The 13,703-nt window shown below is 66.8% G+C and carries 11 protein-coding genes; 6 read left to right on the top strand and 5 right to left on the bottom strand.

Annotated elements, in window-relative coordinates:
- Positions 1-8: 8 nt before the first annotated feature.
- Entirely contained in the window at positions 9-647 is a 639-nt protein-coding gene (locus C8263_RS08000; RefSeq protein ID WP_107137598.1) for a DUF47 domain-containing protein, read from the bottom strand.
- A gap of 300 nt (positions 648-947) precedes the next feature.
- Between C8263_RS08000 and C8263_RS19475 the strand changes: the two genes are divergently transcribed.
- From C8263_RS19475 to C8263_RS07985, 3 genes are all read left to right on the top strand, one after another.
- On the top strand, positions 948-4,268 hold the full coding sequence (locus C8263_RS19475) for an eCIS core domain-containing protein (RefSeq protein ID WP_199188348.1): 3,321 nt from the start codon (positions 948-950) through the stop codon (positions 4,266-4,268).
- Positions 4,269-4,731: 463 nt separating this feature from the next.
- Complete coding sequence (locus C8263_RS07990; RefSeq protein WP_107137597.1) at positions 4,732-5,157, top strand: hypothetical protein; 426 nt, start codon at positions 4,732-4,734, stop codon at positions 5,155-5,157.
- 31 nt (positions 5,158-5,188) lie between these two features.
- The gene (locus tag C8263_RS07985; protein WP_107137596.1) at positions 5,189-5,479 is read left to right on the top strand and encodes a hypothetical protein; all 291 of its coding nucleotides are present in this window, start codon (positions 5,189-5,191) and stop codon (positions 5,477-5,479) included.
- 74 nt (positions 5,480-5,553) lie between these two features.
- On the opposite strand, the gene C8263_RS07980 is transcribed toward C8263_RS07985, so the two are convergent.
- Positions 5,554-8,616, bottom strand: a complete 3,063-nt coding sequence (locus C8263_RS07980) for an alpha-amylase family glycosyl hydrolase (protein ID WP_107137595.1) — start codon at positions 8,614-8,616, stop codon at positions 5,554-5,556.
- 241 nt (positions 8,617-8,857) lie between these two features.
- On the opposite strand from C8263_RS07980, the gene C8263_RS07975 reads away from it, so the two are divergent.
- On the top strand, positions 8,858-9,142 hold the full coding sequence (locus C8263_RS07975; RefSeq protein WP_107137594.1) for a DUF427 domain-containing protein: 285 nt from the start codon (positions 8,858-8,860) through the stop codon (positions 9,140-9,142).
- Positions 9,143-9,212: 70 nt separating this feature from the next.
- Here the strand turns inward: C8263_RS07975 and C8263_RS07970 are convergent, their stop codons facing one another.
- Entirely contained in the window at positions 9,213-9,773 is a 561-nt protein-coding gene (locus tag C8263_RS07970; protein WP_107137593.1) for a BsuPI-related putative proteinase inhibitor, read from the bottom strand.
- An 88-nt stretch (positions 9,774-9,861) separates the two neighbouring features.
- A complete protein-coding gene (locus C8263_RS07965; protein WP_107137592.1) occupies positions 9,862-11,319 on the bottom strand; it encodes a serine hydrolase in 1,458 nt (485 codons plus the stop codon).
- Positions 11,320-11,443: 124 nt separating this feature from the next.
- Between C8263_RS07965 and gatC the strand changes: the two genes are divergently transcribed.
- Positions 11,444-11,737, top strand: coding sequence for an Asp-tRNA(Asn)/Glu-tRNA(Gln) amidotransferase subunit GatC (gatC, locus tag C8263_RS07960; RefSeq protein WP_107137591.1), 294 nt, complete (start codon positions 11,444-11,446; stop codon positions 11,735-11,737).
- Positions 11,738-11,791: 54 nt separating this feature from the next.
- The gene (gene serS / locus C8263_RS07955; RefSeq protein WP_107137590.1) at positions 11,792-13,075 is read left to right on the top strand and encodes a serine--tRNA ligase; all 1,284 of its coding nucleotides are present in this window, start codon (positions 11,792-11,794) and stop codon (positions 13,073-13,075) included.
- A 124-nt stretch (positions 13,076-13,199) separates the two neighbouring features.
- On the opposite strand, the gene ruvX is transcribed toward serS, so the two are convergent.
- Positions 13,200-13,649, bottom strand: a complete 450-nt coding sequence (ruvX, locus tag C8263_RS07950) for a Holliday junction resolvase RuvX (RefSeq protein WP_107137589.1) — start codon at positions 13,647-13,649, stop codon at positions 13,200-13,202.
- Positions 13,650-13,703 lie beyond the last annotated feature (54 nt).

Below are 13,703 nucleotides of genomic sequence, written 5' to 3'. Positions count from 1 at the left end.
CCCTGGCCTTACGCGTTCTTGAGCAGAATGCTCTCGATGGTCTTGGCCACGCGCTGCGCCTGATCGCTGGCGTCTTCAATCAGGGCCACAATCTCGCCGCCCCGCATGGCACGGATCATGCCGGGCACATCCTGCACGCCGTCGTACAGGTGGCGCTGCACCTCGTCGCTGATGGTGTCGGCCTGGTCTTCCAGCGCGCGAATCTCGCGGGTGATCCGGGTCAGTTCGCCCAGTTTGCTTGACTGCTCCAGCAGGGGCATGACCTGGGCCAGCAGGGCGCACTGCTGCTCCACCACGCGTGCCAGCTGCGCCATCTGGGGCAGGGGGCGCTGGACGCCGTACAGGCTCAGTTTGCGCGCGGCGTCTTCCATATCGTCCACCAGGTCATCCAGCTCACTGTTCAGGCTGATGATGTCCTCGCGGTCAAAGGGCACGATGAACGACTCGGCCAGCAGGTTCGTGACCTCGCCGGTCAGGCGGTCGCCTTCATGCTCCAGGTCGCGCACGCGCTGAACCTTGGCCTCGACATCGGTGTAGTTTTCCAGCAGGTCCACCAGGGCCTGGGCCGTGGCGTGGGCATTGCGCGCCGCCGCCGCGAACTTCTCACTGAACCTGGGGTTGCTGGGCATGAATTTAGACAGAACCATGACAATCCTCCCGAATCTTGTGCCCAGGTGTCATGGAAATGTCAGCCCGGGCGGCCAAGAGAGAGCGGGAGGCATCTGGGGTGGCCTCCCGCGTTGGTCACAGTGTAAGGCCAATGGGCCAGCAGGCTTCCCAGGCGCCCTCCTGCTGACCTGAGCTTCATCTGTCCGGCGTGTTCTCTAAGATGTGGGGATATGGCTGAACGTCTGCACCGCCGGCACCCGGCCGGGCCCACAGCGGCACGCCGCCGCCTTCCCGAAGTCCATGCCCCAGCCCCGACGCTGGACCCCGCTGCACTGAAGATGCAGCGTCTGGCGCAGGAGCTGCGGCGGCTGAAGCCGACCTTGACCGCCGTGCAGCGGCAGGTGGCCACCCCTGTACTGCGGGCATCAGGGCTGGAACAGCAGGAGGTGGCACGGCTTGCCATTCAGCGGCAGGCGGTGCGTGAGCAGCTAGCCGCGTTGCCGGACGTGGCCGGCCCTGTTCAGCGACCGGCCCCGCCCGTCCCGGCCAGGCCTCAGAGTCCTGCTGACTGGGTCACGGTGATGCGGCATCAGGCCGAACAGGTTGAAGGCCAGGCGCTGGACACGCGGCAGTACGCGCAGTTCACCGCCCTGCAGCGACAGGTGGCGAACACCCTGGTGCAGGGCTTCCGTGCCGACCGAGGCCCAGCACAGAGCCGCTATGACACCTATGGCGAACATCTGGCGACGTTACAGCGCCATGCGATCAGCGCCCCGGTGTCTCGCGTGGTGCTGGGCATGGTGCCGGGTGGAGAACGATTGGCCTTGCAACGGGCGGTGGATGCAGCGGTGGGGCGATATGAAGCTGAGGCAGGACAACTGGCCACAGCAGCGCAGCGTCAGAGTCTGCAGCGGCAGTTGGCGGAACTGGACGCGGAAGCGACGCAACCCGTTCTCCAGCGGATTCAAGCGAAACGGGGCAGTGGGAATCCGTTGCCAGAAAGCATTCAGCGGCATCTGGAACAGGGCCTGAATCATGATCTGTCCAGAGTGCGGATTCACGACGACCCTGAAGCGGACACGCTGGCCAAGGGCGTCAATGCCCTTGCCTTCACGACGGGCACGGATATTTTCTTTCAATCCGGGCGGTTTAACCCAAACAGTCAATCTGGGCTGGAACTGCTGGCGCATGAAGTGACGCATACGGTGCAGCAGAGCCAGGGGCGCGTGGGGCCAGGCGTGGACCCCGATGCTGGATTGGAGGCTGAAGCCCGCACGATGGGCGCCAAGTTGGCTCAACAGGGGCCCCGCTTTGGCACCCAACATGCGCGGCACCGGCCAGGGGCGCTGACCCAGGTGCGTTCTCCCCAGCCCCTGCAGCGGCTGGCCGCCGCTCCCACCCTTCAGCGTTGGTTCAATCCACTGGACAAACTCAAGGAATTGAAGAAGAAGGCAAAAGCAGCGGTCAAGCAGGTGGTGAGAACCGTCACCAACCCGGCGGCCCGCAGGGCAGCCTTGAACACGCTGAAACGCAAGCTCCCTGCTCCTCTTCAGGCGACCATCAAGAAGGCGGCCAAGAAGCTGGGTGGGGTGCGGGCGGGCCTGGGTAAAGGCGTGGCTGCTGCACGCGGCGCCGTTAAGCGCGCTGGAGAAACTCTGGGTCAACGCCTGCCGCGCGCGGCCCAGTTGCTGAGCAGTGTGGGGCAGCTGTCCAGGAAGGCCCGGGCCGCGGTGTCACAGGCAGCCACCCGGGTGGGCCGCACCGCCCGGCAGCTGGGCACGGCCAAAGGGCGCGCGCAACTGGTGAAACAGGCCAAAGCGGGCCTTCACCGCACGCTGCGGGCAGCGGCCAAAGCGATGCCCGCCCCTGCACAGAAGGCCCTGAGGGGACTGGCCAAGAATGCGGCCAGCGCTGCGCAGAAGTTGACGAAGCTGGGCCTGAGTGCTGCCAAATTCGCCACCGATCCGGCTTACCGGGGCAAGGCGCTCCAGCGATTGGCGCAGACCCCGATGGTCAAGCAGATCGCGCAGGTGGGCGGCAACATCCACCGCTTCGCCACCGACAAGGCGTACCGGGGTGAGCAGCTGGCCAAGGTCGCCCAGGCTGGCAAACGCATTACCTTGCCCCTCCAGCAGATAGGCAGCAGTATTGGCAAGTTAGGCAAGGACGCCATGGTGGCCGTGGTGCAGAAGTCCAAGCAGGCCATGGCCTGGGCGAGCGCGAAGTGGGAGCAGGTCAAGAAGAGTGCCGCAGGCAAAGCGGTGGCCGGCGCCTGGAAGTGGATGCGTTCGCCCGAGGGGGCAGCCATCCTGGCCAAGTTCGGGGCGTCCATCGCCGTTGGCGTGGGCGTGGTGGCGGTGATTGGCACGGGTGGCGCCGCTCTGCCCCTGGTGCTGGCCGCCGCTGGTGTGGCCAGCGGCGTGGCGGGCTCGCTGGCCGAAACAGCGGTTCTGAAGAGCGCTGATCCAAAGACCTACAAAGACCGCAAATGGAATACGGGCATCAGTGCTTCGACCATGGCGGTGGACGGCCTGTTGGGGGCATTCCTGGGGCCAGCGGCGCGCGTGGTGGGCGGTGGCGTGGCCAGAGGAGTGGGCAGCGCACTGAAGTATGTGGGCGGTGGGGGGCAGGTTGTGGGGAAGGTGGCTGGCGCGGGGTGGCAAGGAGTGAGAAGCACTGCAGCCCGGTTGGTGGGCAACCGTGCCGCGCGTGTGGGCAATCAAGCGTCCGCTGTTCGTCAGGAGATCGCCCAGATCTGGCAGGTCACCCGTCAGGGCGTGCAGCAATACAACCAGAACATTGCGGCCACTGTGCGCGCTGGTGTTCGCCACGACATGCTGGGCAACGCCGGCTGGCGCGGCATTGGGCGGCGTGATGTAGGAACATTGCTGGCTGGAACAGATGTGCTGCGGCAAACCGTGAACCGTGTCGCGCGGGCCCGGGTCAAGGCAGAGCTGAACAGCCCAATGGGACTGATTCTGGCTCGCCAGCGCCTGAATATGCCGGGCGCCAGTGCCAAGAAAATTCGGCAGGCGCTCTTCAACGAACTCAAGGCCAATCCGCAGGACGACTTGATAGCGGCGGCCTGGAAAGCCAATCCACAGCTGCGCCGGGCCGCTTATTCAGCAGCCCGGGGCAGCATGTGGCAGCAGGTGAGTCAGGGTTTTGTGGGCAATGCAACCACCTTTGGCGGCAAGGCGGCCATGATGGCAATCACGGGCCCACGTCTCCTGGCTGCCAACATGGCGCAGAAAATGCAGGCGGCGAAGGGGGCCTTCGTGGAACATGGTCTGGCTGGCGGTATCGGTCAGAACGTGGGTGCTGTCGCTGAGGAACTCACCAAATTTGCGGGTTTGAAATTCAGTCTGAACGTCAAGGCTCACTCGGGCAGTAAGGATAAGCAGGCCCGCCGTGAAGCCATTCCGCGCGCCCTGGGAAAAACCGCCAACGAGTTTACGAAAGGTACGACATACGTCGATGCCGCATTGCAGAGTCTCGTTGGTATTCCGCCAGAGCTCCTGGGCAAGCCGGGAATGCTGCCCACTGCGATGGGGTTCGACACGACGCTGAAATATCTTGGAAGTTCAATGGGTAACGCTATAGGCGGCGATCTGCATGAAACCACTGAACCCGACAAGGAGGTAAGGGGTGCTAAATAAGATGTTCAGAGGCTTGTTCGGACAGCCGAAGGATCTGCCAGAGCCCTTTGTTGGGGACTCGATGTCCTTGTTGCAGGATTATTTATCTGCCAGAGGCATTGAAGGTAATATCAATAACTGTTGCTGCATATTTAAATACAATGATGTAGAGATCAATTGCGAATCTGGAGAGAAGGGAATAATTGACTTTACCATTTTGCAATTGGATGTGAATGACATATCTATAGATGGAATGCCTGATTGGGACATCTACTTCTCTCTTATTAAAATAGATAAAGCTATTTATTTACAGAGAGGTGTTTCTTTATGGCATCAAGGCACTCCAAAAGAAATTTTGGATGCTCTATTTTCCCAAATAAATCTACATGTTTTGCATCAGTCTCCTTTAGAAGCCGAGGGTAAATTTCGATCGTATATTAATGGCAAGACTAAACTCTATTCATGGCAAGCATTCAGATATTTTATGCAGCAGATCAAAGGTGACCGGATAACATCGGAGAGCCAAAATTACGTCTCCTTCGACACAGGTGGTTTACCCCTCGGTATACAGAAAACTCTGGACGCCGAATCCGTCATCATCTCCTACGACCTGCGCGATTACGAGGGGCTCTACGATCAGCACCGCGAGCAGATTCTGGACCTCATCAATTCGGTCGCGCTGCGCCACCGGCAAATCTGCTTCCTGATTGACCGCGAGCGCCTGCTGATCTGCAACAAGTTCTACGTCTCACCGGAAACCGACGCCCTGAACCTCTTCACGGCGCAACTGCAGGCCATTCACGACGCCCTGCTGGATTACCTCACGACTGTGCAGGAAGCCCCGGAAACCGCGTGGCTGCGTGAAGCCAGGGCGGCCTACCTGCGTCAGCAGCCCCGGCCCCAGGCTTAAACGACCCTTCCAGGTTCTTCAGGAGACTTCTATGACCCAAGTTAAGTTTGGCCGCCACCTTCACGAGAAACCGCCCTTCGAGATCAACGACCTGACATTCTCGGGGCTGCCGCTGTCGTTGGCCGAGGAGCGGCGCCTGGCCACCTCGGGCGAGGGCGAGACCGAAGCGGACCTGATGAATGCTGTGCTGGACGCCCTGGCCGAGGTCCTGAACGCCCGCGCCCAGGGCCGACACGTGGACGCAGGGTGGCTGACCGAGAATCTGGCCCCCGCCGATGTGGAAGGCATTCTGGATTATCTGCGCACGGGCACGGCCTCGTAAGCAGGCGCAAGAAGAAAGAAGAAAGGGGAGGAACGCCCGGTGCGTTCCTCCCCTTCTTCCGGGCCGCTCCCGCCTCAGGGCACCGTGACCGGGGCCGTGAAGGTCGCGCGGCGCTGCTCGCCGTCGGTGCCAATCGTGTTCGCGCCGGGCGGGGTGCTGCCCGCATCGGGAATGATGTCGCCCGCGCCGTAGCCGTCGCCGCCAAAGATGCCGCCCATGACCTTCACGCCGCCCGCAGGCGCGCCGCTCAGGCCCAGGGCCGTCCAGGGAATCGCCAGTTCCACCGTCTGTTCGGGCAGGGTGCCGCTGGCCGCCTGGAAGTAGTCGGCCGCGTTCACCTCGGGGGTGCTGGTGGCGCTGGCCACGCGCCGCAGCTCGGCGCGCTGGTTCTCGTAACGGGCCACGAAAGCGTCCACGCCGTTCACGCCGCCGCTGAAGGTGGCCGCCCGGCGCCACGCCTCGAAGCTGTCGGCCTGCGCCGCGCCGCCCGCGCCCGTGTCCAGGTACAGAACAGCGCTGTTGCCCGAGACGCGGTAGGTGTAGGCGAGGTACAGGTACTGGGCGTCGCTGTCGGCGCGCAGGCTCAGCCAGTTGTTGTCGGCGCCGAACACGCCCACGCCCGGGCTCTGCACGGTCACCTTGGGGGCCGTCCAGTCGCTCAGGTTGCCGTCAATGGTGTATTTCGTGCGGGTGTCGCGGCTGAGGTTCAGGTCGGCGCCGGTCTGCGGGGCGGTGGCGGTGCGGGTGGCGTCCTGGTATCCGCCCGCGCTGGCCTTCAGGGTGTGGGCGCCGGCGGGGGCAAACAGGGAGTAGGTGCCGTCATTGAAGCTCAGGGCGTAGTTCAGGCTGGGGTCGGCAGTGGTGGCTTCCACCAGGGCGCCGCCCAGGGGCTGCCCGGCGCCCGTCACCCTGCCTTCAATGGTGGCGGCGGGCACCGGCTTCTCGGTGAAGTCGTAGGTGCCGCTGTAGGCGTTGCCGTTCGTGCCGGCCACATACACGCGGTCGCCCTGGCCGGGGCCCTCGTAGCCGCTGTTCCTGGCGCCGGGGCCGTCGTTGCCAAACTTGAACTTGATCTCGCGGAACAGGGGCAGTTCCACCTCGGTTTTCCACAGCCCCCGGCCCGTCTGTGTCATGGGCACTTCGAGCTGCTGGCCCGTGTCGAAGCGGCGCAGTTCAATGGGGCCGTTGCCCTGGCTGCGGGCGTCCACGGTGAAGGTCACCTTCACGGTGTTTTTGCTGCTGGGCGTGGCAGTGACGCTGCTCCCCCGGCTCTCGGCGCCGCTGGCGTCCACCGTGACCAGCCGGAAGGTGGTGCCCGCGTCGTTGGTCAGGCCGCGCACCAGGAACGTGCCCTGGTCGCGGGCAATGGGCGCGAAGTTCACCAGCCGCTCAGCGCCCGCGCCCTGCTTCACGTAGAGGCGGTAACCGCTGACCTTGGGGTCGGTGCTGGGGGTCCAGGACAGCTGCGCGGCGCTGTCGCCGGCGTTCACGCTCAGGGCGACCACTTCGGGCAGGCTGGGGTTCACGGTGCCGCTGCCACCCGCCCCGGCCGGCGCGGTCACGGCCAGCACGCTGCGCGCGGGCACGCTGCCCACCAGCTTGCCGCCGCTCACGCTGAGGCTGTGGGTGCGGCCTGTCACTTCCGTCAGGGCCGTGCCGGCAAAGGTGCCCAGCAGCGGAATGCCGCCGCCGCTGAGGCTGCTCAGGTCCACGGGCGTGTCGCCGCCGTTCACCACGAACACCACGGGTTGCCCCGACTGTCCCGTCACGCCGCTCAGGACCCGGCGGTAGGCCAGCACGGGCGCGCCGCCGTTCGGGCGCCACAGTTCCTGCTGGGCGCCGCGCGTGAGGGCGCGGTAGGTGGCGCGGGCGCTGGCCAGGGCACCCAGGCGCTCGTCCAGCGTGCTGCCAGCCAGCTTGGCAAAGTCCATGTCCTCGCGGTTGCCCTGCCCCAGCGGGTAATCGTAGGGGTCGCCCTTGCCGGCCTGGGCGTATTCTGTGCCCTGCCACACGCTAGGGGTACCGCGCGAGAAATACATGGTGGACAGCGCGAGGTCCAGCCGCTCGGCCGCCTGCGCCGCGCTGCCGCCGCGCTCGGTGACCTCCGAGACGAAGCGGCGCACGTCGTGGTTGTCCACGAAGGTGGTCAGGCGCGTGGGATCGCGGTAGGCGCCGTCCTGAGCGAACACGTCGGCCACCCGGTCCAGGTTGCCGCCAGCGCCCGTCAGGTGGTCTTTCATGGCGAAATACAGCGCGAAATCGAACACGCTGGGCGAGCCCAGTTCGTCCATGAACCGGGCGAGGTACGCCGGATTGCCGTCAAACACCTCGCCCACCGACCACACCTTGGCCGGATCGCCCGCGCCGCCCGCCGCGAAGAACTGCTTCCAGTAGGCGTCCGGCACGTGCTTCATGGTGTCTATGCGCAGGCCGTCAATGCCGGTGGTGTCGCGCCAGTAGCGCACAAAGTCGTTCAGGTAGGCGGTCACGGCGGGCAGGGCCTGCTTGAAGTCCGGCAGTCCCGCCAGATCGCAGTCGGTGGTCTTGTTGCTCGACGCAGCGCAGTCGGCCGCCGTGTTGAACCACTCGGGATTGGTTTTCGTCAGCGCCGCGTCGTAGCCGGCGTGGTTGACCACGATGTCCTGAATGATTTTCAGGCCGTTGCGGTGCGCCGTGTCAATCAGGGCCTTGTATTCCTCCAGCGTGCCGAAGTGGGGGTCCACCTTCTTGAACTCCTCGGCCCAGTAGCCGTGGTAGCCAGCAAAGGGCTTGCCCTGGTTGGGCCCGCTGCCGGTGTTGATGGCCGGTACCTGCAGCACCACCGGGCTCACCCAGATGGCGGTAAAGCCCATGCGCTTGAAATAGCCTTCCTCAATCTTGGCCTTCAGGCCCGCGAAGTCGCCGCCGTGCCACGCCAGCGGGTTCGTGCGGTCCGTGCGGTCCCCGGCATTGCGGTTCGGGCCGTTGTCATTCGCCGGATTGCCGTTGGCAAAGCGGTCGGTCATGGCGAAATAGATCACCTCGTCCGGCCACGCGCGCTCGGCGGCGTCCGGCGTGCGCGGCGGCACGCAGGCCGCCAGGGACAGGGTCAGGGCCGTCAGGGCGCCAGCGCGCCCGAGCATCTGGAAGCGGTTCATGTGTCTCAATATTGAATGAGGAAGCGCTTCCGAAAGTCAATGGGAGGGGGCTAGACGGAGGCCCGCTCCACCGGGGGCACACCAAGCCCACAGGCGCCGCTGCTGGCCCCCTCTGGGCGTGAAGTCAGCCCGTGCGAGGCGGTGGCACGGACAGCAGGCCGTTCTGAACCTGCCCAGGCCCAGGTGGCCGATTGCACCCGGTCTGACGGTGCGCGCCCCCGCGCCTGCCTACGCTGGGGGCATGAAAGCCATCTGGAACGGCGCCGTCATCGCCCAGTCAGACGACACGGTGGTGGTGGAGGGCAACCATTATTTCCCGGCCGACAGCGTGCGGGCCGAGTACCTGCGCCCCAGCCAGACGCGCAGCACCTGCCCCTGGAAGGGCGAGGCCAGCTACCACAGCCTCTCGGTGGACGGGCAGGAGAACCCGGACGCCGCGTGGTTTTATCCCACGCCCAGGGACGCCGCCCGCCAGATTCAGGGCCGCGTGGCCTTCTGGAAGGGCGTGCAGGTCACCGCAGATTGACCCCGGGCGACCCAGCAGCCGGGCGGGGCAGGGGAGACCAACGCGTCTCCACCTGCCCCGCCCGGCCGCTTCAGTTTTCCAGGGTGACTGAAAAGTCCTCGGCGGCAATCCGCACCCCGGCGCCGCTGAACACCGCGCGAATGGTGTACTCGCCGGCGGGCAGCGCGCGGCCCTGGCTGTCGCGGCCGTCCCAGCGGATGGCCTGCACGTCCATGGTTTCACCCGGGCCCACCTCGGTGGTCACGATCTGCAGCGTGCACAGCGTGTTGGTGGGGTTGCCCCGCACCACCTGCCCGGCGGCGTTGCGTACCTCGAAGCGCACGTCGCAGGCGCCGTGTTCCAGGCGAATGGGCTGTTCGCCCTGGTTGCTCAGATTGAAGGTCCAGGTCACGGCTTCGCCCACCTTCAGGGTGGCGGGGCCAGTCAGGGTGGCCTGGTGCGGAATGGTCAGGGCCGCGCCTGCCGTGGGCAGGGTGGTGGCTCCGGCAGCGGGGGCTGTGGGCGTGGCAGGGGCGGGCGCCGCTGGAGCGGACTTCCCAGGCGGCAGCGCCGGAATGTTGAAGATGCTCACCTGGGCGTGCGCCAGGGACGCGCCCAGCAGGGCGGCCGTGAGGAGCAGACGTGGGGTCATGGGCCCACTCTGAGCCTGTGGGCCTGACGCTGCGTGAGCCCCGCTGAAGAAAGCGTGAGGGTTCGGGGGCCTTCCGCGCTGCAGTCGCTCAGCGCAGCAGGTCCAGCACGCCGCCGTAGAGGGCGATGAAGTGGTCGTCGTCCAGGGCCTGGGTGTGGTTCCAGGTAGCGGCCACGCAGTAGGTGCGGCCCGCCGCCGTGGTGACCTGAGTGGTCAGGTTCAGCACGCCGGGCTCGCTGCCGCCCTTGTAACTGACGGTGTTAAAGGCCCCGGGCCGCGCCACGCCAGGATTCCGCTGGGTTTCGGGCAGGGCGGCCACCTCGGCCATCAGGCGGCACAGGTGCTGGGCGCTGACAAACCATTCCACGTCCAGGGCCTGGGGACCGTCGGGCCAGGTTTCAGGGGCTGGCAGGGGCAGCGCGGCCGTCCGGGCCAGCACCGCGCGCCGGGCCGGCTCGTTCAGGCCAGCGGCGCGGTACTCGCGCAGCAGCGCGGCGTTGGCGGGGTGTTTCAGGATGAACGCCTCGCGGGTGCTCACCATTACGCGTGCGCCCAGGCGCCGCTCCACGCCCCCGCGGCCCACGGCCCGCAGCAGCAGGTCGGTGGCGGTGTTGTCACTCACCGAGATCATCTGCGCGGCCAGGGCGCGCAGGGTGAAGCGCTGGCCCGCCGGCGCCCCCTCCAGCGCGGCGCTGGAGAACACCCGGTCGGCGTCTTGCAGGGTCACCTCGTCGGTCCACTTCAGGCGCCCAGCCTGCACCTGGGCCTGCACTTCACCCAGCACCGCCAGCTTGAACGCCGAGGCCACCGCCAGTGGCCGCGCGGCGTTCAGGCTCAGGCGGGCCGGGCCGCCTACCTCCTGCACCAGCACGCTCACCTGGCCGGGCAGGGCGGCAAAGGCGGCGCGGGCCTCGTCCAGCGTGGTCAGCTTCACCTCGGGGCGCGGCGGGGCGATCAGCAGCCCTTCAATGCGGCCCTGGGCATCCAGCGCCAGGGCCCGCACCTGCACCGCGCCGTTCGAGAAGGTCAGCGTGGCGCCCTCGCCGGCCAGGGTCACGGTCTGCAGGGTGCCGAACTGGGCGCGCAGGCTGTCCAGCAGGGCGCTCAGCTGGGCGGGGGGCACGGCCTGCAGAAATTCGGGCGTGAACAGGGCGGGGTCCAGGGGCGCGGCGAACAGGGCGCGCAGCACCGCCTCGCGCTGGGCAGCGACACTCTGCGGGGCGGGCGAGGAGAAGCGCAGCGCCACGATCCGGCCCTGGGCATCCAGCGACAGGGCCGACACGATCAGCTCGCCGCGCTCGAACACGGCGCGCAGGGTGCCGCCCTGGTCCTGCAGGCGCTGAAAGCCCCCCAGATCGCGGCGGATGTTGTCCAGCCCCGCCGTCAGCGTGGCCAGCGGCACCTGGGCCAGGAAGCTGGGGGCAAAGTCGGCCTCCTGGGCCTGGCCGCTGAGCACGCGGGTCACCGCCTGGGCCGCCGTGAGGGGCTGGGCCTGGGCCAGCAGCGAGAGACTTAGGGCAACCGGGACGACGGCAAGAGGACGCATGGCAAGGGCTACGCGGCTGGCGGCGCCCGGGTTCCGGCCGGCAGAGGCGTGGTCCTCTTGCCGGCCGCCCCAGACCCTGCTTGCTGGCCCCCGCCCCCGCGCCGCCGGCTTTATACTTCGCGGCATGATTGACGCGGCCCAGATTTCTCATCTTGCCCAGCTGGCGCGGCTGCATCTGAGCCCGGAGGAACGCGCGGCAATGGGCGAGGACCTGACCCGGGTGCTGGGCTACTTCGAGCAACTCAACGAACTGGATACAAGCGGCGTGGCCGAGATGCAGCGCCCCGTGGCCCTGGTGAATGTGCTGCGCGAGGACGTGCCCGGCGAGGTGTTTGCCCCCGGCGTCGTGGCGGCGTTGGCCCCCGATCATCTGCCCGACGGCCATATCCGGGTGCCGCGCACGGTGGACACCGACTGACTCTGGCCCCCCCCTTCCTTTTCCCCGGGCCAAGGCCCACCCCTGGAGACGTTCATGCTGGATCTGAAATTTATCCGCGAACATGCGGACACCGTCAAACACGCCGTGCAGGTCAAGGGCGTCAGGCTCGACATTGACGAGCTGCTGCGCCTGGACCGCGAACTGGTGGAACTGAAGCAGCGCGCGGAAGCCACGCAGGCCGAGCGCAATGCCAACGCCAAGCTGGTCCCCAAGGCGGCCCCCGAGGCGCGCCCGGCCCTGATTCAGCGCGGCAAGGATCTGGCCGAGGAGCTGCGCGCCCTGGAACCGGCCCTGCGCGCGCACGAAGACAACCTGAAGCAGTTGCTGCTGCGCGTGCCCAACATTCCCCACCCCAGCGTGCCGGTTGGGCGGGACGACAGCGAGAACGTGGAGCTGCGCCGCGAGGGCACGCCGCCGGCCTTTGCCTTCACGCCGCTGGACCATGTGGCGCTCCTGGAACAGCAGGGCTGGAGCGACCCCGAGCGGGTGGCGCGGGTGTCGGGCAGCCGCAGCTACCTCCTGAAAGGCGAGGCTGTGATGCTGGAAATGGCCGTGCTGACCTTCGCCCTGGATTTCCTGGCCGGGCGCGGGTTTACGCCCCTGTCCACCACCGCGCTGGCCCGCCCCGAGGCCTTTGTGGGCAGTGGGCACTTTCCAGGCGGCGAGGATCAGGTGTACAAGATCGAGGGCGACGAGCTGATGCTGGCGGGCACCGCCGAGGTGCCGGTGAACAGCCTGTACGCCGGTGAGCAGCTGGCGGCCGAGGCGCTGCCCATGACCTACGCGGCCATCAGCGCGGCCTTTCGCAGCGAGGCGGGCAGTGCAGGGCGCGATGTGCGCGGCCTGATTCGCGTGCACGAGTTCCGCAAGGTAGAGCAGTACGTGCTGTGCCGCGCCGACGAGGCCGAGGGCCTGCGCTGGTTCCAGACCCTCCTGGGCAACGCCGAGGTCCTTTTGCAGGCGCTGGAACTGCCCTACCGCGTGGTGCAGAACTGCACGGGCGACATGGGGGCTGGCAAGGTGCTCATGTACGACATTGAAACCTGGGTGCCCAGCGAGGGCCTGTACCGCGAAACGCATTCGTGCTCGTATCTGGGTGACTGGCAGGCGCGGCGCACTGGCCTGCGCTACCGCGACGAACACGGCAAGCTGCTGTATGCCCACACCCTGAACAACACCGGGATTGCCGCGCCGCGCATCCTGGTGCCGCTGCTGGAAAACCACCAGCAGCCCGACGGCACCATCCGCGTGCCGGAAGCCCTGCGTCCCTACCTGGGCGGCAAGGCGGTACTGGGACGTGCGGTGAGAGAGGGTTGATGGTTGACAGGTGATGGGTGATGGAGAGAGGCGAATGGCAGAGGGCAAAGGTGCCGTCTGCCTTTCTTGCTCGTGAGGGCGGTTTGCCCATGGCTCACAGCCCATGGCCTCTTCCGCTTGGCTGTTAATCCTCTTCCTGAATAGCCCCGCCATCCCCACTCCCTGCCGCCCCTTCCCGGCCCAGTAGGTACAGCTCCAGAATCTGCACCGCCGCCGCCTCGTCCTCATCGGCGGCGCCCAGAGCGCGGGCGCGGCGGGTGGTAAAGCGCTCGTCCTGGTACATGACGCGGTGGCCACGTTCTTCCAGAAAGCGGCCAAAGGCCCGCACCCGGTCGGCGGCGGGGCTGTGGGCGCCGTCGGTGCGCAGGGGCAGGCCCAGCAGCAGCAGCCCGGCGCCCGTTTCCTCCACCTTCAGGCGCACGGCCTTGAGGTCCAGGGGCAGGCGCTTGCGGTCCACGCTGCCGCGCCCGAAGGCCAAGCGCCCGGCGCTCACCGCGAAGCCGATGCGCGACTTGCTGACATCCAGCGCCAGAACGGTGGGCTGGGCGGGGGCCGGTGGGGGCGCGTCGTTCACGGCCCGGAGTGTAGCAGGGGCCCCAGGCGCCGCAGAGGCATGGCCGCACGCTAC

This window comes from Deinococcus arcticus, assembly GCF_003028415.1.
GTDB classification, from domain to species: Bacteria; Deinococcota; Deinococci; order Deinococcales; family Deinococcaceae; genus Deinococcus; species Deinococcus arcticus.
The sequence above is the reverse complement of the archived record's forward strand: the minus strand, read 5'-3'. Positions and strand labels throughout refer to the sequence as shown.